This is a genomic window from Curtobacterium sp. Csp2 (assembly GCF_013347165.1).
Window position 1 is genome coordinate 706,478 of the sequence record NZ_CP054593.1, and the last position, 26,165, is coordinate 732,642.

28 protein-coding genes are annotated in these 26,165 nt (G+C 67.8%); 18 read left to right on the forward strand and 10 right to left on the reverse strand.

Annotated elements, in window-relative coordinates; all coding sequences use genetic code 11:
- Positions 1–394: 394 nt before the first annotated feature.
- Positions 395–1,402, reverse strand: a complete 1,008-nt coding sequence (locus HUN59_RS03510; RefSeq protein ID WP_174777509.1) for an LLM class flavin-dependent oxidoreductase — start codon at positions 1,400–1,402, stop codon at positions 395–397.
- A gap of 110 nt (positions 1,403–1,512) precedes the next feature.
- Between HUN59_RS03510 and HUN59_RS03515 the strand changes: the two genes are divergently transcribed.
- The 3 genes from HUN59_RS03515 to HUN59_RS03525 are packed head-to-tail and all read left to right on the forward strand — an operon-like array spanning position 1,513 to position 4,891.
- Entirely contained in the window at positions 1,513–4,068 is a 2,556-nt protein-coding gene (locus HUN59_RS03515; protein WP_174777510.1) for a DEAD/DEAH box helicase, read from the forward strand.
- A complete protein-coding gene (locus HUN59_RS03520) occupies positions 4,068–4,583 on the forward strand; it encodes a GNAT family N-acetyltransferase (protein WP_174777511.1) in 516 nt (171 codons plus the stop codon). Before HUN59_RS03515 ends, HUN59_RS03520 begins: the two co-directional genes overlap by 1 nt.
- Before the next feature lie 56 nt (positions 4,584–4,639).
- Complete coding sequence (locus tag HUN59_RS03525) at positions 4,640–4,891, forward strand: DUF6458 family protein (RefSeq protein ID WP_058741116.1); 252 nt, start codon at positions 4,640–4,642, stop codon at positions 4,889–4,891.
- Between the two features lie 56 nt (positions 4,892–4,947).
- On the opposite strand, the gene HUN59_RS03530 is transcribed toward HUN59_RS03525, so the two are convergent.
- Positions 4,948–5,469, reverse strand: a complete 522-nt coding sequence (locus HUN59_RS03530; RefSeq protein WP_058741115.1) for a ribonuclease H family protein — start codon at positions 5,467–5,469, stop codon at positions 4,948–4,950.
- A gap of 65 nt (positions 5,470–5,534) precedes the next feature.
- Complete coding sequence (locus HUN59_RS03535; protein WP_174777512.1) at positions 5,535–6,434, reverse strand: hypothetical protein; 900 nt, start codon at positions 6,432–6,434, stop codon at positions 5,535–5,537.
- A 97-nt stretch (positions 6,435–6,531) separates the two neighbouring features.
- On the opposite strand from HUN59_RS03535, the gene HUN59_RS03540 reads away from it, so the two are divergent.
- Positions 6,532–6,870, forward strand: a complete 339-nt coding sequence (locus HUN59_RS03540; protein ID WP_174777513.1) for a hypothetical protein — start codon at positions 6,532–6,534, stop codon at positions 6,868–6,870.
- 25 nt (positions 6,871–6,895) lie between these two features.
- Here HUN59_RS03540 and HUN59_RS03545 read toward each other — a convergent pair whose 3' ends face one another.
- Entirely contained in the window at positions 6,896–7,714 is an 819-nt protein-coding gene (locus HUN59_RS03545) for an aldo/keto reductase (RefSeq protein WP_174777514.1), read from the reverse strand.
- A gap of 125 nt (positions 7,715–7,839) precedes the next feature.
- Between HUN59_RS03545 and HUN59_RS03550 the strand changes: the two genes are divergently transcribed.
- Positions 7,840–8,631, forward strand: coding sequence for a hypothetical protein (locus tag HUN59_RS03550; RefSeq protein ID WP_174777515.1), 792 nt, complete (start codon positions 7,840–7,842; stop codon positions 8,629–8,631).
- Positions 8,632–8,706: 75 nt separating this feature from the next.
- On the opposite strand, the gene HUN59_RS03555 is transcribed toward HUN59_RS03550, so the two are convergent.
- Complete coding sequence (locus HUN59_RS03555; RefSeq protein WP_174777516.1) at positions 8,707–9,912, reverse strand: MFS transporter; 1,206 nt, start codon at positions 9,910–9,912, stop codon at positions 8,707–8,709.
- A gap of 415 nt (positions 9,913–10,327) precedes the next feature.
- Between HUN59_RS03555 and nrdH the strand changes: the two genes are divergently transcribed.
- The 5 genes from nrdH to HUN59_RS03580 all read left to right on the forward strand — a co-directional run bounded on the left by nrdH (position 10,328) and on the right by HUN59_RS03580 (position 15,601).
- Entirely contained in the window at positions 10,328–10,561 is a 234-nt protein-coding gene (gene nrdH / locus HUN59_RS03560) for a glutaredoxin-like protein NrdH (RefSeq protein ID WP_058727719.1), read from the forward strand.
- Positions 10,562–10,672: 111 nt separating this feature from the next.
- Positions 10,673–11,089, forward strand: coding sequence for a class Ib ribonucleoside-diphosphate reductase assembly flavoprotein NrdI (gene nrdI / locus HUN59_RS03565; protein ID WP_058741109.1), 417 nt, complete (start codon positions 10,673–10,675; stop codon positions 11,087–11,089).
- A gap of 17 nt (positions 11,090–11,106) precedes the next feature.
- Positions 11,107–13,212: a class 1b ribonucleoside-diphosphate reductase subunit alpha gene (nrdE, locus tag HUN59_RS03570; RefSeq protein ID WP_083519825.1), complete on the forward strand. Its 2,106-nt coding sequence runs from the start codon at positions 11,107–11,109 to the stop codon at positions 13,210–13,212.
- 108 nt (positions 13,213–13,320) lie between these two features.
- Positions 13,321–14,322, forward strand: coding sequence for a class 1b ribonucleoside-diphosphate reductase subunit beta (gene nrdF, locus HUN59_RS03575; RefSeq protein WP_058725585.1), 1,002 nt, complete (start codon positions 13,321–13,323; stop codon positions 14,320–14,322).
- A 19-nt stretch (positions 14,323–14,341) separates the two neighbouring features.
- Positions 14,342–15,601, forward strand: coding sequence for a DNA adenine methylase (locus tag HUN59_RS03580; protein WP_174777517.1), 1,260 nt, complete (start codon positions 14,342–14,344; stop codon positions 15,599–15,601).
- Here the strand turns inward: HUN59_RS03580 and HUN59_RS03585 are convergent, their stop codons facing one another.
- Positions 15,602–16,714, reverse strand: a complete 1,113-nt coding sequence (locus HUN59_RS03585) for a phospholipase D family protein (RefSeq protein WP_174777518.1) — start codon at positions 16,712–16,714, stop codon at positions 15,602–15,604.
- 48 nt (positions 16,715–16,762) lie between these two features.
- On the opposite strand from HUN59_RS03585, the gene HUN59_RS03590 reads away from it, so the two are divergent.
- The gene (locus HUN59_RS03590; protein WP_174777519.1) at positions 16,763–17,881 is read left to right on the forward strand and encodes a site-specific DNA-methyltransferase; all 1,119 of its coding nucleotides are present in this window, start codon (positions 16,763–16,765) and stop codon (positions 17,879–17,881) included.
- 182 nt (positions 17,882–18,063) lie between these two features.
- Here HUN59_RS03590 and HUN59_RS03595 read toward each other — a convergent pair whose 3' ends face one another.
- Positions 18,064–19,245 carry an FAD-binding domain-containing protein gene (locus tag HUN59_RS03595; RefSeq protein ID WP_174777520.1) on the reverse strand — a complete coding sequence of 394 codons (1,182 nt, stop codon included), beginning with the start codon at positions 19,243–19,245 and terminating at the stop codon, positions 18,064–18,066.
- An 87-nt stretch (positions 19,246–19,332) separates the two neighbouring features.
- Here HUN59_RS03595 and HUN59_RS03600 point away from each other — a divergent pair, with 87 nt between their 5' ends.
- The 3 genes from HUN59_RS03600 (at position 19,333) to HUN59_RS03610 (ending at position 21,159) form a co-directional block, all read left to right on the forward strand.
- On the forward strand, positions 19,333–19,686 hold the full coding sequence (locus HUN59_RS03600) for a hypothetical protein (RefSeq protein WP_174777521.1): 354 nt from the start codon (positions 19,333–19,335) through the stop codon (positions 19,684–19,686).
- Between the two features lie 73 nt (positions 19,687–19,759).
- Complete coding sequence (locus HUN59_RS03605) at positions 19,760–20,209, forward strand: HTH domain-containing protein (RefSeq protein ID WP_174777522.1); 450 nt, start codon at positions 19,760–19,762, stop codon at positions 20,207–20,209.
- A 509-nt stretch (positions 20,210–20,718) separates the two neighbouring features.
- Positions 20,719–21,159: a hypothetical protein gene (locus HUN59_RS03610; protein WP_174777523.1), complete on the forward strand. Its 441-nt coding sequence runs from the start codon at positions 20,719–20,721 to the stop codon at positions 21,157–21,159.
- 13 nt (positions 21,160–21,172) lie between these two features.
- Here the strand turns inward: HUN59_RS03610 and HUN59_RS03615 are convergent, their stop codons facing one another.
- Positions 21,173–21,598 carry a hypothetical protein gene (locus HUN59_RS03615; RefSeq protein WP_174777524.1) on the reverse strand — a complete coding sequence of 142 codons (426 nt, stop codon included), beginning with the start codon at positions 21,596–21,598 and terminating at the stop codon, positions 21,173–21,175.
- Positions 21,599–21,701: 103 nt separating this feature from the next.
- A complete protein-coding gene (locus HUN59_RS03620) occupies positions 21,702–22,127 on the reverse strand; it encodes a PRC-barrel domain-containing protein (RefSeq protein ID WP_174777525.1) in 426 nt (141 codons plus the stop codon).
- 68 nt (positions 22,128–22,195) lie between these two features.
- Here HUN59_RS03620 and HUN59_RS03625 point away from each other — a divergent pair, with 68 nt between their 5' ends.
- Positions 22,196–23,455: an MFS transporter gene (locus tag HUN59_RS03625; protein WP_174777526.1), complete on the forward strand. Its 1,260-nt coding sequence runs from the start codon at positions 22,196–22,198 to the stop codon at positions 23,453–23,455.
- 27 nt (positions 23,456–23,482) lie between these two features.
- Here HUN59_RS03625 and HUN59_RS03630 read toward each other — a convergent pair whose 3' ends face one another.
- Positions 23,483–23,836 carry an SdpI family protein gene (locus HUN59_RS03630; RefSeq protein ID WP_174777527.1) on the reverse strand — a complete coding sequence of 118 codons (354 nt, stop codon included), beginning with the start codon at positions 23,834–23,836 and terminating at the stop codon, positions 23,483–23,485.
- 25 nt (positions 23,837–23,861) lie between these two features.
- Between HUN59_RS03630 and HUN59_RS03635 the strand changes: the two genes are divergently transcribed.
- From HUN59_RS03635 to HUN59_RS03645, 3 genes are read left to right on the forward strand one after another with little or no spacing between them, the layout of a single operon-like run.
- Entirely contained in the window at positions 23,862–24,704 is an 843-nt protein-coding gene (locus HUN59_RS03635; RefSeq protein ID WP_174777528.1) for a serine hydrolase domain-containing protein, read from the forward strand.
- Positions 24,701–25,573, forward strand: coding sequence for a hypothetical protein (locus HUN59_RS03640; RefSeq protein ID WP_174777529.1), 873 nt, complete (start codon positions 24,701–24,703; stop codon positions 25,571–25,573). Before HUN59_RS03635 ends, HUN59_RS03640 begins: the two co-directional genes overlap by 4 nt.
- A gap of 55 nt (positions 25,574–25,628) precedes the next feature.
- Entirely contained in the window at positions 25,629–26,126 is a 498-nt protein-coding gene (locus HUN59_RS03645; protein ID WP_174777530.1) for a hypothetical protein, read from the forward strand.
- The last annotated feature ends 39 nt before the right edge of the window (positions 26,127–26,165 follow it).

Sequence of the window (26,165 nt, forward strand, 5' to 3'; positions counted from 1 at the left end):
TCGGTGCGCGCCTGACGGCTGGTTACCGTCGGTGCACGTACCGATACGGGGTCGCTGTGTGAGCGACGCGGTCTCCTGATCCGGCCGTCGGAGCCCCTGCGATCCCGGTGCGTCAGAATGCGCCTCCGCGTCCGCGCGGGGGCGCATTCGTCGTCCCGGGGGAATGGTCTCAAAGGGGATCATTGACCGCTGAGCGCAACGCATGACGAACCGTCACTTTGTCCGCGTCGCGATGATGACAAATCCTTCGAGAAGTGAAAGACTCGGCGCACCATCCCCTCCGGATCAGGGATGAGATGGTCATCCGGCCAGGGCTCCGGGGCTTCACCAACCCTGTCGCAGCCCGGCCGGATGCGTCTCCCGCAGCGCGATCTGCGGCAGCGCGGGTCGGGGATCACCGCAGCTGCGGCAGGACCTCCTCGGCGACGACGCGCAGGATCCGCTCGTGCGCGGCCGCGTCGCCGTTCGCCGGCAGGGTGACGACGAGCTCGTCCGTCGCGGTCACGGCGGGATCCGCGGCGAGGGCGTCGACGATCTCCGCGACCCCGCCCGCGACCACCTTGCTGAAGCGGAACGGCGGCCCGGAGCGCGGTCGGCCCTCGTCGTCCATGCCGCTCGCGTACCCGGTCAGGAACTCCTCGTGCACCGCGCGGTCGTGGTCGTCGAGGAGCGGGACCACGATGCGGCCGACGGCGACCTTCGCGGTCCGGTCCGGGTGCTGCGCCGCGAAGCGCTCCCGGTACGCCGCGATCTGCGCCGCCTGGGCGACGGCGAACGGCTCGCCCGTGTCCTCGGTGTTCAGGGTCGAGCAGTGCAGCAGCAGGCCCTTGTCCGCCGTGCGCTCGGCCGTCCCCAGGCTGCCCCCGCCCCACCAGACGCGGTCGAGCATGCCGTGGCTCTGCGGCTGCAGCGTCAGCTCGGTGTCGGCAGGGATGCTCTCGTAGCCCTTGCCCGAGGTCCCGAGCGGCTCGCCGCGCAGCACCTCGAGCAGCCGGGCGGCCCGGGCCTCGGCCTCGTCGCGGAAGCTCCGTTCGGTACTGCCGAACACCGGGTCCAGGATCGGCCCGTACCCGGCGATGCCCGTGCTGATGCCGAGCTGCACGCGGCCGCCGCTCAGCAGGTCGACCGTGCTGGCGTCCTCGGCCAGGCGCACCGGGTCCTCGTAGCGCATGCCGAGCACGGCCGTGCCGAAGCCGATCGTGCTCGTCCGCTGGGCCGCGGCGGCGAAGAACGTCATGGGGCTGGTGAGGAACGGCTCGAAGTGCCGGCCGCGCACCCAGCCGGTGCCGTAGCCGAGGGACTCGGCGGTCTCGAAGAGCCGCAGGCCGTCCTCGAGGGCGCCGGCAGCGCCGGCCGGTCCGCCGTGGTTCGGGACGAAGGAGAGGAATCCGAGTTCGCGCACGTCTCGAGTGTATGCATGCGCATCCACACGCCGGCCGGGAGGATCGTGGCGGGCCCGCCCCGATCCTCCCGGCCGCCTCTGGGTCACCACCCACCTGGGAGGATGGACGCATGACCGACGTCACCACCGTCCCGCCGCTCGTCGCCGCCCTGCCGGCGGCGGTCGACGGCGCCGTCGACCCGGACGCGGTGTACGAGGCCTTCGCCGACTGGGCCGCCTCGGGCGGCCGCCCGCTCTACCCGGCGCAGGACGAGGCGGTCATCGAGCTCGTCTCCGGCGCGAACGTCGTGCTCAGCACGCCGACCGGCACCGGGAAGTCGCTCGTCGCGGCCGGCGCGCACTTCGCCGCGCTCGCCGAGGGGAAGCGGAGCTACTACACCGCCCCGATCAAGGCGCTCGTGTCCGAGAAGTTCTTCCAGCTCGTCGACCTGTTCGGCGCGCAGAACGTCGGGATGGTCACCGGCGACTCGAGCGTCAACGCCGACGCCCCGATCGTGTGCTGCACGGCCGAGATCCTCGCGAACCTCGCTCTGCGACAGGGTCCGGACGCCGAGGTCGACGTCGTCGTGATGGACGAGTTCCACTTCTACGGGGACCCCGACCGCGGGTGGGCGTGGCAGGTGCCGCTGCTCGTGCTCGAGCGGGCGCAGTTCCTGCTCATGTCGGCGACCCTCGGCGACGTGACGACCATCGCCGACGACCTGTCCCGGCGGACCGGACGCCCGACCGCACGGGTGACCGGTGTCTCGCGGCCGGTGCCGCTGTCCTACGAGTACGTCATGACGCCCGTGCAGGAGACCGTCGAACGGCTGCTCGAGGAGGGCAAGGCGCCGGTCTACATCGTGCACTTCTCGCAGGCGGCGGCGCTCGAGCGGGCACAGGCGCTGATGTCCGTGCGCGTCGCCGATCGTGCTCGTCGGGACGAGATCGCCGACGCGATCGCGCAGTTCCGGTTCAGCGCCGGGTTCGGGCAGACGCTGTCCCGGCTCATCCGCGCCGGCATCGGTGTGCACCACGCGGGCATGCTGCCGAAGTACCGGCGGCTCGTCGAGCAGCTCGCCCAGCGCGGACTCCTGCCGGTGATCTGCGGCACCGACACCCTGGGGGTCGGGATCAACGTGCCGATCCGGTCGGTGCTGCTGACCGGGCTGACGAAGTTCGACGGCACCAAGATGCGACAGTTGTCCGCGCGCGAGTTCCACCAGGTCGCCGGACGCGCCGGTCGCGCGGGCTACGACACCGAGGGCGACGTCGTCGCCGAGGCCCCCGAGCACGAGATCGAGAACGCCCGCGTCGTCGCCAAGGCCGGGGACGACCCGAAGAAGAAGAACAAGGTCAAGAAGAAGAAGGCGCCGGAGGGGTTCGTCTCGTGGGGACAGGCGTCCTTCGAGCGGCTCATCGCGGCGGAGCCCGAGCCGATGGTGTCGCGGATGCGGATCACGCACGCGATGGTGCTCGCCGTCGTCGCGCGCGGGGGCTCGCCGTTCGAGTCGGTCCGCCAACTCGTGTTCGAGAACCATGAACCGCGGGCCCGGCAGCTCGCGATGGCCCGGCGGGCGCTCACCATCGCGCGGACGCTGGTCAACGCCCGGGTGATCGAGCGGGTGGACGGTGTGTACCGGCTGGCGGTCGACCTGCAGCAGAACTTCGCGCTCAACCAGCCGCTGTCGCCGTTCGCGCTGGCCGCGTTCGAGTTGCTCGACCCCTCGTCGCCCACGTACGCGCTGGACATGGTCTCGGTCGTCGAGGCGACCCTCGACGACCCGCGGGCGATCCTGTCGCAGCAGCAGTTCAAGGAGCGAGGCGAGGCCGTCGCCCGGATGAAGCAGGAGGGGATCGAGTACGAGGAGCGGATGGAGCTGCTCGAGGAGGTCACCTGGCCGAAGCCGCTCGCTTCGCTGTTGGAAGCTGCATACGAGGCCTACGCCGCCGAGCAGCCGTGGGTGCTCGACTTCGCGCTGTCGCCGAAGGCCGTCGTCCGTGACCTGTACGAGCGGGCGATGACGTTCGGGGACTTCGTACGGTTCTACGACCTCACCCGCTCCGAGGGGCTCGTGCTCCGGTACCTGTCCGATGCGTACCGGACCATGCGGCAGACCATCGCCGAGGAGCAGCGGACGCCCGAGCTCGAGGCCCTGATCGAGTGGCTCGGCGAGGTCGTGCGGCAGACGGACTCCTCGCTCGTCGACGAGTGGGAGGCGCTCGTCAACGGTTCCGTGTCGGCGGCGGCTGCCGAACACGACGAGATCGCCCCGCCGCAGCCCGCGCGCCTGACCGGGAACCCGCGGGCGTTCCGGGTGCTCGTGCGGAACGCGCTGTTCCAGCGGGTGCTGCTCGCGGCGGCGGACGACCCGGCGGGACTCGGGGCGCTCGACGGTGCCGCCGGGTTCGGGCGGGACGAGTGGGACGCGGTGCTCGAGGAGTACTACGACGTGCACGACGCGATCGGCACGGACGCGGACGCGCGGTCGATGCAGTACCTGGTGCTGTCCGAGGAGGGACGGACGTGGCGCGCGCGGCAGATCTTCGCCGACCCGGCGGGGGACAAGGACTTCGGGTTCTCGGCGACGATCGACCTCGACGCGTCGGACGCCGCGGGCGAGGCCGTCGTCCGGGTCACCGAGATCGGCCGGTTCGACGGCTGGACGGACGTGGACGTCGACTGATGTGCGCGGTCACCGATCCGGTCTTCCGGTCGCTCGACGGCGACGCTGACGTCGCCGCGCTGCAGGACCTGCTCGAGTCCGCGCCGGACTACACCGAGCGGATCACCGGGTACCCGCCCGGGCCGTCGGACGCCCTGAGCGCGCTGATCAGCGTGCCCGAGGGCTTCGACCCGGTGGGCAAGCACGGTTGGGGGCTGTTCGACGGGGACCGGCTCGTGGCGTTCGCGGACGTGCTGTTCGGCTACCCGGACCCGGGCGCGGCCTTCGTCGGACTGCTGCTCGTCCGCGGGGACCGGCAGGGACAGGGGCTCGGCCGCGCGCTGCACGAGGCCGTCGTCGACCGGGTGCGCTCGGTGCCGGGGGTCGGTCGGCTGCGCCTCGGGATCGTCGCGACGAACGCTGCCGTCGCGGAGCCGTTCTGGCGGGCGCTCGGCTACACGCCCACCGGGGAGACGAAGCCGTACCGGTACGACCGCCTGGAGAGCACCGTCGCCCTGTGGGAACGTCCACTCTGACGGACGGGTACGTTCGACGGCAGCCCGGACAGCCGGGTCCGTCGAGAGGAACTCCCATGCGCATCGGATCGAGCATCGCCCTGATCGTCATCGGCGCCATCGTGGCGTTCGCCCTGGACATCCAGCTCGCCGGGGTCGACCTGCGCCTGATCGGGTACATCCTGATGGCCGCGGGCGTCGTGCTGCTCATCATCAGCCTGGCCGTCGGGTTCGGCGGTCGCCGGACGACCACCACGACGCGGTCGGGGATCGACCCGGCGTCGGGGGAGCAGATCACCCGCCAGGACCGGCGCGACGGGACGTACTGACCGCGCTGCGACCGGTTCGCCGGTCGCGTCGGTCCGGTGGTCGCTTCGGTCCGGTTCTAGAACAGGGTCGCGGGCGGTTCGACCTGCACCGGCTCGGGTACCGGGTCGACCTGCTTGCCCGGCCATCCCGGGCCCGTCGGGACCTCGGTGTGGTTCTGGTACGCGGTCGCGGCACCGCGGGCACGGACGTCCGCGGCCTCGTTCATCTCGTGGCCGACGTGCCCGCGGACCCACTCGAACGTGACCTTGCGGCCCTGCAGCTCGGCGTCGAGCTCCTTGATGATCTCGACGTTCAGCACGGGCTTGCCGTCGGCCTTCCGCCAGCCCTTCCGCTTCCACCCGGCGAGCCACTCGGTGCACGCCTTGATCGCGTACTGGCTGTCGCACAGGATGTGGAGCGGTTCGCCGGTGTCCTTCGTCGCGCGGAGCAGCTGCAGGACGGCGGTGAGCTCGCCGATGTTGTTCGTGGCTCGCGGCCAGCCGCCGGCGGCCCAGCGGTCGTCGTCGACGTACCAGGCCCAGCCGGCCGGGCCGGGGTTGCCGAGGGCGGATCCGTCTGCGGCGGCGACGATCGTCACGGGGTGACCTCCAGGGTGGTGCGGGTGCGGGGTCGAGCGTAACGGACCGGGCGGTGCCGCCGTGGTCAGCGTCCGGCGGGGTCGAGGTTCAGGTCGGTGTCCTCGTACAACCAGCCGTTGCCGTGCACCCGCATCGTGGGGTTCAACCACCGGAGCTGCGCCAGGGTCAGGCCGAAGCGCTTCGCGACCGTGGTCTGGTCGTCGCCGTGGGACACCCGGTACGACGTCGGTACACCGTTGCCGGGCGTGGTGAGCTTGTCGCCCGCCGCGTCGAAGACCCACCCGTAGGCGCCGGCACGGGCGGCGCCGACCTGGACGTGCAGGTCCGGGTACGGACTCGGGATGTGCCACTGCAGGGTCGCCGCCGCCAGGACGCTCCCGACCCATGGACGGTCCGCGTCGATCGGAGTGTCCGATTCGTCGGTGTCGGCTGCCTGCGTGGTCGCCGCGGGCACGAGGACGACGCTGTGCAGCCAGTCGGGGAAGGACCCCGCGTCGGAGAGGCTGATCGACGTGGGCGCCGGGGCGTCCGCCTGCCAGGTCGTCGAGGCGACCGATTCCCAGTCGAACCCGTCGCCGGGCGAGGCAGCCGACCGGCGGAACTCGACCGTCATCGGCTGGGGGTTCGTCGTGCGGTAGCCGGAGAGTTCCGCGTCGAAGGTGCCGGCGTCGTCCGCCACGACGCGCACGTGCACGGCGGTGTCGCCGGACTTCGAGACGAGGTCCGTCTCGGCGACGACGGTGCCCGCGGGGACCGCCTGCTTCGTCACGACCTGCTGAGCGGTGCCGTCAGTTCCGGTGCCGCTGCCGTCCGTGCCGCTGTCCGGGTGCGCCGATGCGCTCGGTGCCGCGTGCCCGGTGGGCTTCGGCAGCGGGTCGTCCCCGCCGAACACCGAGCAACCGGTGAGCACCAGCGCCGTCACCCCCGCGATCGCGATCGATGCCGTGACCGTCCTGCGTCCCATGTCGGACCCCCTCGCGACGACCGTAGTGGAGCGGGAAGCGGATCACGAGCGCCGTGACCGAACCGGTACCGGAGGTCACCGGCCTACTGTGCAGCCCATGAGCGACAGCATCCCGGACGCACCGGGCCCCGAAGCCTCCGACGACCGCGCACGGAGCGACGCCCTCGGCGACGCGGCGCACCACGAGGGCACCGACGGCGTGAGCGCGTCCGAGCAGGAGGCCGCGGACACGTCCTACAGCCCGTCGAGCGAGCGGGAGACCGTGGCGGCGCAGACGGACCAGCGCAGCCGCGAGGACCTGGAGGCGGACGGCATCGATCCGTCCCGCGTCGTGGCCGCGCCCGGCACCGGTGGGGCCGACGACGCCGGCGACGTCGAGCCCGAGCCGGGCGACCTGCACCTGCCCTGGCAGTCCGAGGAGGACCGCGAGGGCTGAGCGAGGCCGGGCCCGGCCGGGCGCGCTAGGAGACGGTGTCCGGGTGGGAGCCGGTGCGCTGCCCGGACTCGAGCGTGGCGATCGCGGCGAGGTCGTCCTCGGTCAGCGCGAACCCGTCGACGTCGAGGTTCGACCGGATCCGCGCGGGCGTGACCGACTTCGGCAGCACCACCACGCCCTGCTGCACGTTCCACCGGACGAGCACCTGCGCGACGCTGACCCCGTGCGCGTCCGCGATGCCCGTGAGCACCGGTTCGTCGACGAGCCGACCGCGGCCGAGCGGTGACCACGCCCCCGTGGCGATGTCGTGCTGCTCGTGGAACGCGATGAGCTCGCGCTGGGGCAGCCACGGGTGCCGTTCGACCTGGTTGAGCGCGGGGACCTCGCCCGTCTCGTCGATCAGCCGCTGCAGGTGCGGCACCTGGAAGTTCGAGACGCCGACACTCCGCGCACGGCCCTGCTCGCGCAGTTCGACCAGCGTCCGCCAGGTCTCGACGTAGCGGTCGTTCGCAGCGGCCGGCCAGTGGATGAGGTACAGGTCGACCGTGTCGGTCCCCAGCCGCTCGAGACTCGCGTCGAACGCCCGCAGCGTCGCGTCGCGCCCCTGGTGGTCGTTCCACACCTTGGTGGTCACGAAGACGTCGTCACGGTCGAGCCCGGAGGCGCGGATCGCCTTGCCGACACCGGCTTCGTTGCCGTACATCTCGGCGGTGTCGACGTGCCGGTAGCCGGCGTCGAGCGCGAGACCGACCGCCGTCTCGGCCTGGGCGTCGTCGACCTTGTAGACGCCGAAGCCGATCGCGGGGATGCTGCGGCCGTCGCGGAGGGGGATCGAGGTGACCATGCACCCATCCTGCCGGGCGCGGTCGGTGTGCCGCCGCCCGCTGGCCTTGGATGTTCACATCGCACTCGGGAGTGGATCAGCGTCCGGTATGCAGTATTTCCTGGTCCCCGATGAAAGGAACTCCCATGAAGATGTCCCGCGCGCTCTGCGCCACCACCGGCCTCGCCCTCACGCTCGGCGCCGCCGTCCTCGGTGCCGTCCCGGCCGGTGCCGCGACGATCACCCCGACCGCCGTCAGCTCGGCGACCGCCGCCGACGCGGGTGCCCACACCTTCGGTGCGGTGGAGGTGACCTCGAGTATCGCTCGTGACGGGGTCGTCACGGTCTCGGGCACCGTCCACGACGCGTCGTACGCGAACAAGACCGTCCAGATCGCAGCGGGTGTCGGCTGGCAGGGCTCTGCGATCGTCGGCGCGGACGGTTCCTTCACCGTGTCCACCCCCTCCGCACAGGCGGAGTACGTCCTGCGGTTCGGCAAGCAGCTCACGCCGACGCTGTTCGTGCCGACCGGCTCGCAGATCCAGTGGTACGCAGTGCAGGCGCCCGCCGACACCGTCACGACGGCCTCTGCCCGGTCCAGCGTCGCCGAGCCGTCGCGTCCGACGGTGTTCACGGTCGACGGCCAGTACGCGGACCAGACCGAGGACGAGCAGGGGGACCCGGAGGACATCTGGGTGTTCTCCGGTCACGCCACGCGCACGGCGGACGTCTTCTCGCGCGCTGCCGGCACCCTGCACGTCTCCGCGTTCGACGGCTCCGAGACCCGCGAGGTCAGCTCGCAGGAAGTGGCCGCCGGCAGCCGGACGGCCCTGCAGCTGACCCTGCCCGACGGAGCCTCGTTCGCCGAGTACACGCTCGTGGTCGAGGACGGCGGGCAGCAGTCAGCGGCCTACCGGTTCATCCTCCAGGAGGTCTGACCGAGACCCTGTCCCGACGACGGAAGGGGTGGAGCCGCACGGCTCCGCCCCTTCCGCCGTCTGCCGTCGCTCTCGTCAGGACGGCAGTGTCACCGGCTCGGTGTCGGGAATCGGGCTCGCGTCACGGCCGCGCAGGTCGGGCAGCCACCGCTTCGTGACGAGCGGCAGCACCACGCCGGCCGCCGCCATCACCGCGCCCACGGTCATGCCGCCCGAGGGCCCGTTCGCGTCGATGAGGAACCCGGCCACCGCAGAGCCGCCCGCGGCGCCGATGAGCTGCCCGGTGCCCATCCAGCCGTAGGCCTCTGCCGTGTCGGAGAACTTCACGGTCGCGGACACCGAGCCGAACATCACCGCGAGGGCCGGGGCGATGCCGGCGCCGGCGATCACGAGCGCCAGGCAGAGCCACCAGAAGTCCGTGCCGCCCACGGCCAGCGCGAGTCCGACGAACACGATGCACATGCGCGCCCAGAGGGTGTTCGGGGAGATCGGACGGTGCCCGAGCGCGAGCCCGCCCGCGAGCGACCCGACGGCGAACACCGCGAGGACGATGCCGGCGTTCGGGCTGCCCTCGCCGAAGACGCTCGTGACACTGGCCTCGACCGCGGCGCACGCCCCGATGAGCAGCAGGCCGGTCAGGGTCGCCACGACGACCGAGGGGCGGCGCAGCACGACGCCGAACGCACGCTTCGAGCGGGGGATGCGGACGCGGCCGAGCTCGGGGGAGGCGATGAACCACACGCCGCCGACGACCAGGAACACCATCGCCACGACGATCGCCTGCACCGTGCCGACCTGCGTCGCGACGAACGTCGTGATGACCGGACCGGCGACCCAGATGAGCTCCTGCGCGCTGGCGTCCAGGGAGAACAGGGGCGTGAGCTGCGACGAGGTCACCATCTTGGGGTAGATGGTGCGCACCGCCGGCTGCACGGGCGGGACCGCGAGGCCGCCGAGGAACCCGACGACCACGTACGCCCAGAGCGGCATGGTGGCGAACGCGACGACGCCCATGCTGAGCAGCGCGACGATGCTCGTCAGCACCAGGACCGGGCGCATGCCCCAGCTGCCCATCCACCGACTGGTGAGCGGACCGGCGATGGCCTGGCCGATGCTCGTCGTCGCGAGCACGAGCCCGGCAGCGCCGTAGGAGTGGAAGACGTGCTCGACGTGCAGCAGGTACGCGAGCGAGAGCATGCCGAACGGGAACCGCGCGGTGAGCTGCGCTGCGATGACGCGACCGACTCCGGGGGTCTTCAGCAGGGGTCCGTAGGCACTCACGAGACGAGTGTACGGACCGGACGGACGGGGCCGTCACCCGTCCGGGGGTGCTGTGGACGAGCGGCCTCCGGAGGCCCGTGTGGAGGACCGTCCGCGACACGCCGACGCGCTGATTCCACACATGTGGATCGAGGCTGTCCACCGGTGTGGGGAAGTGTCGGTGGTGGGCCGCAGACTGGCGTGATTCCGGGCCTCCCGGGAATCCACAGACTGTGGAGGGCGTTGTGGAGAACTACACGGCTGTAACACTTCCTCTTGTGGTCGGTGCCTCGGCCAGCCACTAGATGTAGTGTGGAGCCACCGCAGCGGCCCCTTCCCGGACACGTCTGCGCAGGTGCCAGCGGGCAGGTGCAAGCGGCACCCGACACCAGCACCACTCCACAGCACGAACAACCAGCAAGAACCAGGGGAGATCATGGCCGTCACCGTCTACACCAAGCCGTCCTGCGTCCAGTGCACCGCGACGTACCGCGCGCTCGACAACAAGGGCATCCAGTACGAGGTGCTCGACGTCTCCGCCGACGAAGCCGCGCTCGAGCACGTCAAGAGCCTCGGCTACATGCAGGCCCCCGTCGTCGTCACCGACGACGACCACTGGTCGGGCTTCCGTCCCGACAAGATCGCGACGCTCAGCGCCGAACTCGCGTGAGCCGTGCGGGTCCCGTCCCGGGACCCGCACCTCCGCCGGCCTGGAGGCACGCAGCGCCTCCGACAGGCCACTCCTGATCTGCTGTCCGCACCTCTCACAAGGAGCGCGCACATGAGTCGCCTCGTCTACTTCTCGAGCGTATCCGGGTACACCGCACGCTTCGTCGAGAAGCTCGGCCGTGACGCGGACCGCATCCCGCTCTACCCGAACGAACCGTTCCTGCGCGTGGACGAGCCGTACGTGCTCGTCCTGCCGACGTACGGCGGCGGCAACGGGCAGGGCGCGGTGCCCAAGCAGGTCATCAAGTTCCTCAACGACGAACAGAACCGCTCGCTCATCCGCGGAGTGGTCGTCGGGGGCAACACGAACTTCGGCGAGGCCTACGGCCTGGCCGGGGACGTCATCGCACAGAAGTGCGGCGTCCCTCTCCTCTACAGGTTCGAACTCTTCGGAACGCCGGACGACGTCCGCGCGGTCAACTCAGGATTGGATGCATTTTGGACGCAGCAGTTGCAGACGTCGATCTGACGTCGCCGCAGACGGGGATGGACTACCACTCCCTCAACGCGATGCTCAACCTCTACGACGCGGACGGGAACATCCAGTTCGACAAGGACCGTGAGGCCGCGAAGCAGTTCTTCCTGCAGCACGTCAACCAGAACACCGTCTTCTTCCACAACCTGAAGGAGCGGCTGGACTACCTGGTCGAGAACGAGTACTACGAAGCGGCGACGATCGAGCAGTACTCGCTCGAGTTCATCCAGAAGCTCAACGACCTGGCGTACTCCAAGAAGTTCCGGTTCCAGACGTTCCTCGGTGCGTTCAAGTACTACACGAGCTACACGCTCAAGACGTTCGACGGCAAGCGCTACCTCGAGCGCTTCGAGGACCGCGTCGTGATGACCGCCCTCGGCCTGGCGCAGGGCAACGAGCAGCTCGCGATCGACCTCGTCGAGGAGATCATCGCCGGCCGCTTCCAGCCCGCGACCCCGACGTTCCTCAACACCGCGAAGGCGCAGCGCGGCGAGCTCGTCTCCTGCTTCCTCCTCCGCATCGAGGACAACATGGAGTCGATCTCGCGCGGCATCAACTCCTCGCTGCAGCTCTCGAAGCGCGGCGGCGGCGTGGCCCTGCTGCTCTCCAACATCCGCGAGGCCGGCGCCCCGATCAAGCAGATCGAGAACCAGTCCTCGGGCATCATCCCCGTGATGAAGCTGCTGGAGGACTCCTTCTCGTACGCGAACCAGCTCGGTGCACGTCAGGGTGCCGGTGCCGTCTACCTGTCGGCCCACCACCCCGACATCATGAAGTTCCTCGACACCAAGCGCGAGAACGCCGACGAGAAGATCCGCATCAAGACGCTGTCGCTCGGCGTCGTCGTGCCGGACATCACGTTCGAGCTCGCGAAGAACAACGAGGACATGTACCTGTTCTCGCCGTACGACGTCGAGAAGGTCTACGGGATGCCCTTCGGCGACGTCCCGATCTCCGAGAACTACCGCGCGATGGTCGACGACTCGCGCATCAAGAAGACGAAGATCAAGGCGCGTGACTTCTTCACGACCATCGCCGAGATCCAGTTCGAGTCGGGCTACCCGTACATCGTGTTCGAGGACACGGTGAACAAGGCCAACCCGATCAAGGGTCGGATCAACATGTCCAACCTGTGCTCGGAGATCCTGCAGGTCAACACGCCGACCACCTTCAACGAGGACCTGTCCTACAAGGAGATCGGCAAGGACATCTCCTGCAACCTCGGCTCGCTGAACATCGCGCTGACGATGGACTCGCCGGACTTCGGCAAGACCATCGAGACCGCCATCCGCGGCCTGACCTCGGTCTCGCAGATGTCGCACATCTCGTCGGTCCGCTCGGTCGAGGACGGCAACGACAAGTCGCACGCCATTGGCCTCGGTCAGATGAACCTGCACGGCTACCTGGCTCGTGAGCGCGTCTTCTACGGCTCCGAAGAGGGCATCGACTTCACGAACATCTACTTCTACACGGTGCTGTTCCACGCCCTGCGCGCCTCGAACAACATCGCGATCGAGACGGGGGAGACGTTCGACGGCTTCCGTGACTCGAAGTACGCGTCGGGCGAGTTCTTCGACAAGTACACCGACCAGGAGTGGACGCCGGCGACCGAGCGTGTCCGCGAGCTCTTCGCGAACGCGAACGTGACGATCCCGACGCAGGACGACTGGAAGGCGCTGAAGGCGTCCGTCCAGGAGCACGGCATCTACAACCAGAACCTGCAGGCCGTCCCGCCGACCGGTTCGATCTCGTACATCAACCACTCGACGTCGTCGATCCACCCGATCGCGTCGAAGATCGAGATCCGCAAGGAAGGCAAGCTCGGCCGCGTCTACTACCCGGCGCCGTTCATGACGAACGACAACCTGGACTACTACCAGGACGCGTACGAGATCGGTGCCGAGAAGATCATCGACACCTACGCCGCGGCGACGCAGCACGTCGACCAGGGTCTGTCGCTGACGCTGTTCTTCAAGGACACCGCCACCACCCGCGACATCAACAAGGCCCAGATCTACGCATGGCGCAAGGGCATCAAGACGATCTACTACATCCGTCTGCGCCAGCTCGCCCTCGAGGGCACCGAGGTCGAAGGTTGCGTCAGCTGCATGCTGTAGCGGTCGGTCGCTGACGCGACTGCCCACATCCTGGAGGCACGGGGCGGGNCCCGCCCCGTGCCTCCAGTCCGACACCAGATCACCATCTCGAATCCGGAAGACGATCCCATGACCCTCACCGACCCGGTCCACGCAACGGGCAAGTCCATCCCGCTGATCAGCGCGGTCAGTGCAATCAACTGGAACCGCATCCAGGACGACAAGGACGTCGAGGTCTGGAACCGGCTGGTCAACAACTTCTGGCTGCCCGAGAAGGTGCCGCTGTCGAACGACGTGCAGTCGTGGAACACCCTCACGCCCGAGGAGCAGCAGCTGACCATGCGGGTCTTCACCGGCCTGACGCTGCTCGACACCATCCAAGGCACCGTCGGCGCGATCAGCCTGATTCCCGACGCGATCACCCCGCACGAAGAAGCCGTCTACACGAACATCGCGTTCATGGAGTCGGTGCACGCGAAGAGCTACTCGTCGATCTTCTCGACGCTCGCCTCGACGCCCGAGATCGACGACGCATTCCGCTGGTCCACGGAGAACCCGAACCTGCAGAAGAAGGCGCAGATCGTCCTCGACTACTACACCGGTGACGACCCCCTGAAGCGCAAGGTCGCGTCGACGCTGCTCGAGTCATTCCTGTTCTACTCCGGCTTCTACCTGCCGATGTACTGGTCCTCGCGGGCGAAGCTCACGAACACGGCCGACCTGATCCGCCTGATCATCCGCGACGAAGCCGTCCACGGGTACTACATCGGCTACAAGTTCCAGAAGGGACTCGAGGGCGCTTCCGAGGAGCGCAAGCAGGAGATCAAGGACTACACGTTCAACCTGCTGTTCGAGCTCTACGAGAACGAGGTGCAGTACACGCAGGACCTCTATGACGGCGTCGGGCTGACCGAGGACGTCAAGAAGTTCCTGCACTACAACGCCAACAAGGCGCTGATGAACCTGGGCTACGAGCCGATGTTCCCGAAGGAGACGACGGACGTGAACCCGGCGATCCTGTCGGCCCTGTCGCCGAACGCGGACGAGAACCACGACTTCTTCTCGGGGTCCGGGTCGTCGTACGTCATCGGCAAGGCCGTCGTGACGGAGGACGAGGACTGGGACTTCTGATTCGACATATATTTAGCTGTTGAGAACTATTCCGTACCTAGGTGGGAAAAGCCGGTACATCGACACCATAAGGTCAGGCATAAATGCACTTGACCCATCTGGCGACAAGCGGTTACTTGATCTTTTCGCCGGTAGCGGCAGTGTTGCGCTCAGTGTGGCGAAAGAGCGCGAGGTTGTAGCAAACGATATCCAGAGTTACTCACGGGTTCTCGTAAACGGGTATTCGCGTCGCATGGAAAATTCGCCCGAGGATTACTGGCAGGACGTCGCGGCAGAAGCCAGTAGCTATCTTGACGATGAGCGTATCTCCCACCTGGTTGCTTGGGAGCGCTCCGTCTTTGACCGTTCTGACGTCAACGGAATTGTCGCCATGTTGTCCAGGGGGTCAGGAATGGCCCATGGGGCGACAAGTGTTTGGGCGCAATTAGGCCTCCGGAATCAGGATGGCCTAAATAAGCTCGTAATGACTCGCTACTACGGGGGCGTCTATTTCTCGTACGAGCAATCGGTATGGCTGGACGCCGCAATAGCCGTAGCGAGGCGAATGCCGGAGCCGCAGGTGGACGTTGGCCTGACTCTGGCTATGAGATTTGCTTCGAATCTCGTCACCTCGGTGGGCGGACATTATGCGCAACCGGTGCAAGTCCTGAGTAGATCCGGAGTGCCGAAGGATAAAGTCGCCCTCAAGGTTGCAAAGCGGAGGGTGGCGTTTGATCCAGGCGGCCTGTTATCGGTTGCAATGAACCATCTGGCGAGCGTGCCGATAGAACTGCCTGTGCGGGGGGAGACCGCAGATTTTCGAGAAGCGATCGAGCAGCATGGCGCAAACTCCGTTATCTATGCCGATCCTCCGTACACTAGGGAGCATTACTCTCGTTTCTACCATATCCTTGAAACCATCGCCATCGGCGACGAGCCGGGGTTGACCTATTCAAACCTCGGCGGCGGACTGGTGCCCAGTAAAGGGTTGTATCGTGTCGAGCGGCATCAATCAGCATTTTCGATTGTGAGCCAGGCGCAAGCAGCCTTTAACGACTTGTTTGGTATGGCGCGCCAGTGTAACGCGAGCATGCTCTTGTCGTACTCGCCTATAGCCGGCGGAGAAACCGCAAGACCTAGAAGTGTGGCCTTGCCAACCCTGATGGAGCTCGCAAGTCGCCACTACGAGTCTGTCGAGATCGTCGTGATCGACGGGGCGAGGCATGCGCGGCTCAATCGACGTGACGTCAGTCAGGCTGCGCCGGAAGGCGCAGAGGTGCTCGTCTACTGCGCTCCGTGATCAGATCTGATCGAGTGACATGATCGGATTGTCCGGCCAATGTGTTGCGATCTCGGTGTCGGAGAAGTAGGCGCGGCGCATCTGGTTCGCGCGGTTGCCATCCACTCCAGGCTTCGAATAGCAGAGGTCGAATAGGTCGTCGAAGCCATCTTCCCCGGGGAGCAGGACTGCGTACAGGAAACGATCTGCGGCTATACGACGGAACGCGGCAATTGGTCGGCCGGCGGCGGGGTAATCCATGCCGGCATACGCATTAAGTTCGAAGTAGTAATTGGTGCTTGCAGGCTTGAAGCGGATGGGCGTGATCTGCTCTCCGGTGATCATGCCCTGGTCATTCACGGGGTAGATTGAGATGACTGTTTGCGGGTTCTCCTGGAAGCCAAAATAATTAGTCGCGACATTACCGGAGAAGGAAGCCTGGCTGAACATCGGTGCGAGAGTGACGTGATTCTTCCGGTTCTTCGTCAACTCGGTAAGAAGCCACGGCTCGTTGGGAGTTCCGGTCGCCTGTAGATCTGAGTCCGGCTTGAGTTCCGTGGGGCGCAATTGAGAGAAAGCTGCGCGTTCCACGGGTCGATTTTTGATCGCGCGCTCTAGCACCGCAGGGTCGTTCGCGGTGTGGAGTTGTGAGGCGTGCCTTGCCGCCCACAAATCGAACTTCGAGATCAGGTTCGCTGCTTCAATTTGGGAAAGCTCGGTTCGCACCGCGGCTTCCCAATTCTCGGTCAAGCCCCACCTTGTCAGATTGCCCGAGCCGGTAACGATAGTGACTGCTCCTGAGGGCGCTGTGAACCAGGCAGTCTTGGGGTGGAAAAACCACTTCTCATCATGCAGGAAGAACCGGATCGAAAGTGAAGGGTATAGGCCGACGAGCGTTCGGGCGTAACGCACGGTGGCCTCGTTCGTCACTGCGTCGGTGCCGATGATCATGTCGAGCGAGCCGGCTAGAAGGAGATCCTGAATCTCCTGAGTGTCGATGAGTGCTTTAAGGCCCGGAACAGTCGCCCAAGCGAACAGAGCTTGTCCCTGATCGGCTCCGGCACATGCTGAGCGGAGCTCAGTGAGCGTGGTGTCGCTGGATGTGCTGTCCTGGAGCGTGAAGTTGAAGACCACGCGTATCCCCCTGGCGATGTTGTCGGTCCGTGCGCTTAGGCTAGCGCTGTGACTGCGATCTTCGAGGCTACGGCAGATGAGTTGGTTGGTGCTGTCCCTCAGTCGGGGGCCGTGCGGACCCTCGGTGATGTTGGGTCTGATAGTCCTTCGGTTAGGCGGTCGCCGAGCCATGGTCGCCTGCTGGTAGGTGACAACCTCGCTCTTCTATCTGCACAGGGGTTCGAGCCAGCTTCGGTGAGGCTCGCTTATCTAGATCCGCCCTTTAATACTGGTGAGCGGTTCCATCACTACGATGACCGTCGTTCTTCCGACGAGTGGGCTCAGGTGCTCCGCGACCGCTTGCGCGCGATCAAGCCGTTGCTGCGCCTGGACGGCAGCATTTGGTTGCATCTGGACGATCGTGAACAACATTATGGCCGCGTGATCCTCGACGAAGTATTCGGCCGAGACGCGTTCGTGTCGACGGTCATCTGGCAGAAGCGAACCTCTCGAGACAATCGGCGCGCTTTTAGCTCCTCCCATGATTACATTCATGTCTACTCGCCGATCGGCGAGAATTGGAAACGTGCACGCAATGGGCTGCCTAATGAAGGTGGGCTTTCGAATCCTGATGACGATCCAAGGGGTGGATGGCGATCTGTGCCGGTGAGTGTCCAGGCTGGCCACGGTGTCCCCTCCCAGTTTTACGAGCTGCGGAGTCCAACCGGTCGGCTTGTGGCGCCTCCGAGGGGCCGGTGTTGGGCTTACTCTCGGCAGAAGATGGCACAGCTCGAGAAGGAGGGTCGAATTTATTGGACGCGGGGAGGTGACGGCACTCCTCGACTGAAGCGTTTTGTCGACGAGCTGAAACCGCTGGCGCCGTCCACCATCTGGTTGAGCGGTGAAGTCGGCGATAACGCGACAGCTAAGCGGGAACTCATGAAGGATGTTGCTGCTGGTGAAATCTTCGCCACTCCGAAGCCGCTCAATCTGATGCGACGTATCATCGAGATTGCTACTAACCCTGATGAGCTTGTACTCGATCCTTATCTGGGTTCTGGATCCACTGCTATAGCGGCAGACGAGCTTGGTCGCCGGTGGTGCGGCATTGAAGCCTCCGCCGTGACCGTCACCGAGGTCACTGTGCCGCGCCTGATGGCTAATGGTGTTTCTTTCGCTTCAATTTGACGGCGTGAACCGGCGCCCGTAGATGCGGGCCGCATGTGTGGGTATGCGGTCGTCGACCGAGAAGAGGGGAGCAGCGCCGGCTTTTTTCAGTTGCCTCGAATACGACGGCAAAGCTCATTGCTCAAGCGTTGACGCGCGCTCTCTAAGGTTCGCGGCGGGTCGACCAGCCCATCGGGCAGTCGCTAATGAGCCCCGACCGATCCCGGCATCCGCTCCCGGAACGGGAAGAACCCGCGCGACGCGTACGGCCATGCGCGTCCGTCCCACCGCCGGCGGACGGTCACGAGCGCGACGCCCTCTGCACCGAGCCGTGTGCGCAGCAGGTCGAGGCGCTCCCGGACGGGACCGACCGGCGCGTACGGGACGACCACCGTGTCCAGGTCTGCAGCGTCCGCCCAGTCGAGGACGGCGGAGGGCTCGACCGAGTCGAGCACCGTCGCATCGGTCGTCCGCGACGCAGCGTCCGCGACCGCACCGGCGGTGAAGGCCGTGACCGCGGTCGACACCTCGGCGGGGGAGCGCTGCCCGGGGTCCGCGGCCACGGCGACTGCGCGGATCGACGAAGCAAGGGACGGGTGCTCCGCGAGCAGGCTCTCGGGCTCCAGGTCCTCCTCGTGCAACAGCAGCCCGACGCGCTCGCCGATGCGGCCGTCGACGTCGTCGGACGGCACCGGGACCGCGGCCGGGAAGGGCTCCTCGTCGAGCGCTCGGGCCTCGGTCGCGAGGCCGGTCGGCGCGAAACGGCCGTCGGTGTACCGCGCGATGTTCTCCGTCGTCGCCAGGTACGTCTTCCCCCTGGTCTGCAGACCGGCGACCCAGCGCCACGACAGGGTGTTGGAGGCGGCGTCACCGTCGAGCAGGTGTCGGGAGAAGAAGTCGGCACCGAGCTGCCAGGGCAGCTCGAGGGTGAAGACCCAGATGCTCGCGAACCACATCCGCGTGTGGTTGTGCAGGTACCCGGTCTCGACGAGCTCACGCACCCACGCGTCCATCGCCTCGATCCCGGACCGCCCGGCGACCACGTCCTCGTAGTGCGCGGGCAGGTCGCCGGCGAGCAGGTCACGGACCTCTTCGCGGTAGCGGCGCCAGACCTCGGGACGCTGCTCGAGCCACCCCTTCCAGTAGGCGCGCCAGAAGACCTCCTGCACGAACTTCTCCGCGGTGTGCAGGCTGTGTCGCTCGAGCACGGCGTCGACGACCTCCTGCTCGGTGACGAGCCGGTGCCGGATGTACGGCGACAGACCGGACACGTTCGTCCGCGCCGGACCGGTGTCGTGGTTGCGATCGCGTCGGTAGTCGGCCCCGGCGTGCGGGACGAACGCGCGCAGGGCGTCGAGGCCGGCGGCGCGGGTGGGTGTGATCACCTCGTCATCCTGCGCCTGGCGGCGCCGGGGGAGCCGTGTGCCGGGGTGACACGGCTCGGACGTGAAGGGCGGCGCAGACGGCTGTCCGTGTTCCCGATGCTGCCGGTGAAGACGGCAGGCGCGTCGGGTGGTGTCCACACCGACGTCGTGTACCCGGGAGACGGATCGGGGACGGTCACCGTAACGGCGTCGGGAGGCGTTTACCACTACTCGATCGCCATGCACGTTCCGGCGACGAACTTCGTGGGCGCGTTCCAGATCACCGACCTCACCAGTGGTCTGAGCGGCTGCCGTACGCTTGAACTCGTCTTCGCCGGCGACGTGCCCACCAGCAAGCTTCGCGGACACCGCTACTCAGGCACACTGAGTGGCGAGGCGGACTTCGCGGGCCTCCCTGTCGCCACAGTCGGCCCCAACGCGACGCTGTACACCTACAAGTAACCACTGCGCACTCGAGTTCGCTTTCCTGGTGGCTCGGGTTCGGCTGAAGACGACCGATTGAGAGGTGTTCAAGATGAGCACGGAAGCCTATGACGTCGACCAGGGGCTCCGGCACCTGATCGACACTGGAAGGATCTCACCCGAATCAATCAGCGCGATGACGGGTATTGCTCCTGAACACCTGCGGGAGTACCTGGCATCGGAACACCGAACGGGTATGACGGCAGCACCGTCCGGGCTGTCGGGTGCTCAGACCACGCAACTCTCGATGCTCTCCGTGCTCCTCACAGAAGGGCTGGCCGAGGATGACGACATTCGGCTTCGAGCACTGGTCGAGACGCTCACGCAGCAGTACCACCTGACGCACGAGAACGTTGCCCTGCTGGTCGACACCGATGTGGCCGACGTCGAGGCGGTTGTTCTGGACGCTCGAAGGGTTGATGCCTCCAAGAAGTACCGGCTCGCCCTGCGGCTCTCCTACGTACTGACAGCACTCAGCAACGTGGAACGCGTGACGAGCTGACATCTCGCAACGAACACCGGGACCGGGCCAACTGCTGGCTCGGTCCCGTTTGCGTCAAAAGCCGCGCTACCGCTTCATGCGCTTGTCCGCGAACTGCTCGGACGTCCCGCTCAGTTCGTCGCCTGGCGCACCGCGGCGACGACGGCGCTGTGGACCAGGCGCCGGAGTGTCGTCGGAGTTTCCAGCACGTGCACGTCTTCTGACGGGGCATCACAAGCGGGGTCTCGATCGCGCCGGAACCTCTTCCTTGTCGTAGATCCGCGACCACCGTTCTCGCGCCGTGAGCATCACCAGAGGATGTCACGGGCGCGGAGGTGTCGACGCTCTGACGTGAGCGGCGGGGTGGACGGCTGCCGCGCCTCCAGTCCGGCCTGGAGGCACGCATCCCGCGGACGAGACGGCGCACGTCCGTCGCGTGGTCGGGTTCCGTGCCGCTCGGCTGGTCAGTTGTACGGTCGTGTGGGGGACGAGGACGGAGCACCATGGGGCGGACGGGCAGAGAGCGTGCGGTGCTGACCAGGCGCTGGACGCGCGTCGCGACGGCGGTCGGCGTGCTGACGCTCCTGGTGACCGGGTGCGCGGCCGGAGCCCAGCCCGAGCAGCAGGACCACGCCGGCACCTGGGTGCTCGACGGGGCGAGTGGCGACGGAGCGCCGGCGTTCGTCGTGTCGGCGGACCGGACGTACAGGGCGCGCGACATCCCGACCGACCTCCCGTGCCGGACCGGGAACACTGCGACGAGCCCTCCGGGCTGTGCGGCCGACGGGGATCCGCCGAGTTTCTCGGGCCGATGGGAGGCGGCCGACGGAGATTCGCCCGGCATCCGGTTCTCCTTCGACGGACACTTCGTGCGCCAGGGCTACGAGTCCAACGGAGGGCTCGACTTCTTCGTCGGATCACTCGATGTGCCGCGTCCCGACTACCGCTTCGTCCGGTTGCCCTCGGACTGATCGGAGGTCCCGCTCACTTCGTTGCCTGGTACACCCCGGCGACGACGGATCCGTACAGTGCGAACGCGGCGATGCCGCCGGGGACCATCGCGACGACGGCGACGGGCACCGCCCAGAGCTGGTGCACCCACGGGGGATCGCCCGGCTTCGTGGACGCCATCGCGGCGAACGAGGTCGCCAACACGAGGACGGCCCACGCCGCCGTCATGCAGATGACCGGCCCCATGTGCCACCCGCGTCCGAGCAGCGGGTAGACGAGCGGCAGGAGGAACATCACCGGCGCGAGGATGAACCCGGTCCGCGCGACGACCCGGAAGGCCCTGCGGCGGCTGTTCATCTCGGCGATGGTGCGCTGGTCGTGCGCCTCGGGCGCAGGATCGGAGCTGTACGTGAGACCGATGCGAGCTGGTCGGTGTTCGCCCGGCGCGTGCTCGTTCACGCGAGCCGCCTCGGCTGCCGTGCCGTCGGTCGTCCTCGGACGTCGCCTGTCAACGGTTCCCCCTCATGTTCCCCTGCGGTCAGGGTACCGACGTCGGCCCGACTCAGGCCGGCGGCGTCGTGCCTGCGCCCTCGGTGTCGTCGGCGCCGGCCGGGCCGGTACCTGCCTGGTCGAGGTTCTCGTGCGGGTCGCCCATGTCGCCTGTCGCCTTGCCGGCAGGGGACAGCCCGAAGTGCTTGCGCGCGGCGTTCTCGTCGGCGAGGGACAGGGTGTTCCCGGCGCCGGCGGACGGTGCGTCCTTGATCGCGCGTTTGGTGTACCCGACGTGCAGGTCCGAGCCGTCGAACGTGGCGTCCTCGACCGGGACGAGCACGGCGTGACTGCCGAGGAGCCCGGTCGCGACGCTGATGAACGCGGCGCTGCCGTCCTCGTCGGACGGGAACACCTGCGCGACCTTGCCGACCGATGCGCCGTCGCGGTCTCGGACGGTCGCGTTCTCCACTTCGTGGATCTGGGCCTTGGTGATCATGCGTGTAGTCAACGCCCTCGGCCTGACGCACCCTGTACGGAGGGACCTCGATCTGCCAACGTTGGCCCATGGGTGAGGACGCGACGACGCTGCGTCGTGTCGCCGGCTTTCGGTCGTACTGGTCGGCGGCGACCGTCTCGTCGTTCGGGTCCGCCGTGAGCGCCGTGGCAGTGCCGGTCCTCGTGGTGACCGTGCTGCACGCGACGCCCTTCGAGGTCGGGCTGGTCAACGCTGCCCAGTTCCTGCCGTACGCGATCTTCGGGCTGGTCGTCGGGGCGTACGTCGACCGCTTCCGTCGGAAGCCTCTCCTGATCTGGTCCAGCGTGGGGCGTGGCCTGAGCCTGGCCGTGATCCCAGTCTCCTGGGCGTTCGGAGTGCTCGATCTCTGGGTCACGGCCGGCGCGTTGTTCGTGTTCGGCGTCCTGTCCGTCGTCGGCTTCGCCGCGACCCAGTCACTCCTGCCGCGGATCGTGCCCCGACCGCTGCTCCTGGCGGCGAACGCCCGGATCGACCAGAGCGACGCCGCCGCGCAGACCGTGGGGCCGGCGCTGGGCGGCGCGCTCGTGAGTCTCGTGACGGCGCCGTTCGCGATCGCGCTCGACGCCGCAAGCTTCTTCATCGACGCTGTCCTCGTCGCCCGCGTCCGGGTCGACGAGCGCGTGCCGACAGGACGCGCACGTCCGCGGTTGCGTCGCGACATCGCCGACGGCCTGCGGTGGACGTACGGACACGCGATGCTCGCCCCGCTCGCGTTCTCCACGCACCTCTGGTTCCTCGCCAACGCCGCCGGGTTGACGGTGTTCGCGACCCTCGCACTGCGGACGCTCGCGTTGCCGGCAGTCGTCTACGGGGCAGTCCTCGCGGTCAGCGGTGTCGCGATGCTCCTCGGTGCCACCGCGGCACCGCGACTCGGCAGCCGCTTCGGGGCTGGGCGCACGATCATCGCCGCTCGCGGTGTGTACCCGGTCGCCTGGGCCGCCATCGCGGTCGCGACCACCGTGCTCGGGCAGTCGATGCCGACGGCGAGCACCATCGTCCTCTTCGCTGCGTTCGCGGTGCACGGTGTCGCTGCCGGGTGCGAGAACGCGAACGAGATGAGCCTGCGCCAGACAGTGACGCCGGACGAGCTCCTCGGACGCATGAACAGCACGATGCGCAGTGCGAACCGGACGCTCGCGGCGGTCGGAGCGATCGGTGGCGGAGCCCTCATGACCGTCGCGGGCGGAGGGGTGGCGCTCCTCGTCGTGACGGTCGTCTTCGTGGCCGCTGTGGTCGTCGCCGTTCGTTCTCCGTTGCGGATCGCACAGCTCCGACAGCACGGCGAGTGATGGAGGTGGGTCAGGTCCGTCGCCGCATCAGTCCTCGGATTCCGCTCGGCGTACCGCGCGGTGGGCAACAGGGATGGAGAGGAGTGCGCCGCCCAGGAGGACGACCGACACGACGATCACCGACGCGGGTGTGCGGAGCGCGGGCACGACGATGCACACTGCGCAGCAGAGGATCGTGATCACGCCCGAGATCAGCGTCGGTGGCAGTGCCGCTCGGTGCCCGGTCCGCCAGGCTTCGTCGCTGGACATCGTGACCCGCGTCCGGATGCCGGCGAGGTCGTTCCGGCCCAGCTGCCCGTTCGCAGCCCGCCACGTCAACCACATCACGAGGACCGCTCCACCGATCTCGACGACGAGTGCGGACACCATTGCTCCAGGCATGGTGACGACGCTAGCGTGCTGGTACATGAACGGCAATGTTCCACGTGGTCAATGGCGGGCGAGCCTTCGGACGACCGACGGCTGGCAGTCCGTCCGCGAGCCCGCCGGACGGTACGCCGAGGCATCCTTGCTCGAGTGGGGGAGCATCACGAAGGGGCTCGTCGGGACGACGGCCGCGGTCACGCTCGAGCTCGGACGGCCGGTCGCGTCGTACCTGCCCGGCGTGCCCGACGGCGAGATGACGGTCGGTGATCTCGTCCGCCATACCTCCGGGCTGGCCCGGGTACCACCGACGATCCGTGACAGCCTCTTCCGTGACCCGTACCGACCGGCCGTCGGGGTGCCGCTGGACCTGACGACCGCGACGCCCGTGACGCCCAGGGGGCAGTACGTGTACTCGAACCTCGGGTACGCGCTCCTCGGGGCGGTCCTCGACGCGGTGCACGGGAGCTGGTTCGACGTCGTGCAGGAGCAGGTCCTGCGGCCGGCGGGCATCGGTTCCGCGACACTGGTGCCGGCTGCATCGGAGCGCATCATGCCGAGGTTCCTCGGTCGCGCCATCCGACCGTGGGCGCTCGGTGAATCCTCGTTCGCATCGGCCGGCGGGGTCTGGTCGACCTTCGACGACCTCTGCCGCTACGGCGAGTGGGCGCTGGAACCGGGTGCACCGCCCACCCGCACGGTCAGCTGGCAGCGCGACGAGGGCTCTCGCTGGATCAACGGCGAAGTCCGGGCCGCGGGTGCGGTGATCGCCCGGGCAGCGGGAGTGACCGCCGTGGTGCACACGCTCGCGAAGGCGCCCTACGCAGCCGATGCGATCGCGGCGGCGCTCGTCGAACGGGAAGCGCTGCGCGCGAGAGACGCTTGATCCCGATCAACGCGACCGACCCGTCGAGGTCGAGGCAGCTGGACGGACGGGACGGCCGGTCGTTGGGTAGTGTCGGGAACCAACTTGCGAGCCACGCGGGGGTGTGCGTGACGATGGCGTTCGATGACGGGGCAGCCGATGCCCCGATCGCTGCTGCAGACGGGGCGTCCGGGGACCTGCGAATGCATCGCTCCCGTCTGCGACCGCGCGGCGGGATCGTGACCGTGCTCGCGGCCGTGGTGCTCGTGACGACCGGGTGTGCCTCGGACAGCGGAGACGGACAGGGCGCGCGAGACGCGGCAGGCCGGACGCAGGCGCAGGGAGCCGATCTCTCGTTGCAGGACGAGTTCGAGCTGGCTGGCGAGCGGTACGAGCACGGGCAGGCCGTGCTCGCAGCCGCACAACGACAGATCTCGGACGGCACGTGGTACTGGAACGGCGGAGACGTCCGTCCTCTGCCCGCAGGCGATGACGCGTTCGGCGAGGCGCCGGAGGGTGCGACCAAGGAGAACTCCTACGCGTTCCGAGCCGTGCGGATCATCGAACCGGAGGGTGCTACCGGCGCGGTGCAGGACCTCGAGCCGATGCAGCGCTACTTCGACGAAGAAGGGTGGCGCTGGAGCAGCGCGAAGGTCGGTACGGATCACGAGGTCCGGGCCGACACCGGCGACGGATGGTGGGTGACCTGGAACGTGCGACCGAACGGGCAGTGCTCGCTCGGCGTGTACAGCGAGGCGTTCTGGGCACACGATGCTCCGGAGCTCATCAAGGCGATCGCACTGCGGGACCCCGCCGACTTCCCCGATGCATCCGAACCGGGTGTCTCGGAGCCGTTCCCGAAGTGGAGCGACCGTGTCCGGCAGCGCTGATCGCCGGACGAGGGTGCGCCTCGCAGACGCCGACCGGTCTGCGAGCGACTCCCGCGTGGAACCCACTCGGTGGAGGGCCGTCACCGGACTCCGAGCCACCGCAGTGGCGCTGCTCGCCGCGGTCGTCCTCACCGGCTGCAGTGCCGGCATCGGGAAGACCCCTGAGCAGGCGAAGCAGTCCGTCGTCACGTTCGTCGAGGAGTCCACCGACGTCGTCGGCGACGGCTGGGAACCGAGCGAGGGTCCGGGACTCGGGAAGTGCGGCCTCGCACCCGGGGTCGGTGGCGTCCGGTACGTCTACGCCGTGGTCCGGTCCGCGAGCGCCGACCCGAAGGCCGACGTCGAGGCGGTGGAGCAGCACTGGAAGGACCTCGGGGTCACCACCGAGCGCTACCAGACGGGTGGCGAGGACCCGATCCTGGGCGTCCGGGGCCGGGGTGGCCCGGTGAGCTCGTCGGACTTCCGCGCCGACCCCCGGGGCTACACGATCGATGCCAGCTCGCAGTGCTTCGTGGGCGACTTCGACCGGATGAGCCTGGACGGCCAGGAATGACGGACGTGACCCGCCTGTCGGGGCCGAGCCGTGCCTCCA

Coding starts and splice junctions, on each gene's coding strand:
- HUN59_RS03635 (WP_174777528.1), top strand. CDS start 23,862: ATGAACGGCAATGTTCCACGTGGTCAATGGCGGGCGAGCCTTCGGACG.
- HUN59_RS03540 (WP_174777513.1), top strand. CDS start 6,532: ATGAGCGACAGCATCCCGGACGCACCGGGCCCCGAAGCCTCCGACGAC.
- HUN59_RS03545 (WP_174777514.1), bottom strand. CDS start 7,714: ATGGTCACCTCGATCCCCCTCCGCGACGGCCGCAGCATCCCCGCGATC.
- HUN59_RS03535 (WP_174777512.1), bottom strand. CDS start 6,434: ATGGGACGCAGGACGGTCACGGCATCGATCGCGATCGCGGGGGTGACG.
- HUN59_RS03630 (WP_174777527.1), bottom strand. CDS start 23,836: ATGCCTGGAGCAATGGTGTCCGCACTCGTCGTCGAGATCGGTGGAGCG.
- HUN59_RS03550 (WP_174777515.1), top strand. CDS start 7,840: ATGAAGATGTCCCGCGCGCTCTGCGCCACCACCGGCCTCGCCCTCACG.
- HUN59_RS03625 (WP_174777526.1), top strand. CDS start 22,196: ATGGGTGAGGACGCGACGACGCTGCGTCGTGTCGCCGGCTTTCGGTCG.
- nrdI (WP_058741109.1), top strand. CDS start 10,673: ATGAGTCGCCTCGTCTACTTCTCGAGCGTATCCGGGTACACCGCACGC.
- HUN59_RS03605 (WP_174777522.1), top strand. CDS start 19,760: ATGAGCACGGAAGCCTATGACGTCGACCAGGGGCTCCGGCACCTGATC.
- HUN59_RS03620 (WP_174777525.1), bottom strand. CDS start 22,127: ATGATCACCAAGGCCCAGATCCACGAAGTGGAGAACGCGACCGTCCGA.
- nrdF (WP_058725585.1), top strand. CDS start 13,321: ATGACCCTCACCGACCCGGTCCACGCAACGGGCAAGTCCATCCCGCTG.
- nrdE (WP_083519825.1), top strand. CDS start 11,107: ATGGACTACCACTCCCTCAACGCGATGCTCAACCTCTACGACGCGGAC.
- nrdH (WP_058727719.1), top strand. CDS start 10,328: ATGGCCGTCACCGTCTACACCAAGCCGTCCTGCGTCCAGTGCACCGCG.
- HUN59_RS03520 (WP_174777511.1), top strand. CDS start 4,068: ATGTGCGCGGTCACCGATCCGGTCTTCCGGTCGCTCGACGGCGACGCT.
- HUN59_RS03525 (WP_058741116.1), top strand. CDS start 4,640: ATGCGCATCGGATCGAGCATCGCCCTGATCGTCATCGGCGCCATCGTG.
- HUN59_RS03515 (WP_174777510.1), top strand. CDS start 1,513: ATGACCGACGTCACCACCGTCCCGCCGCTCGTCGCCGCCCTGCCGGCG.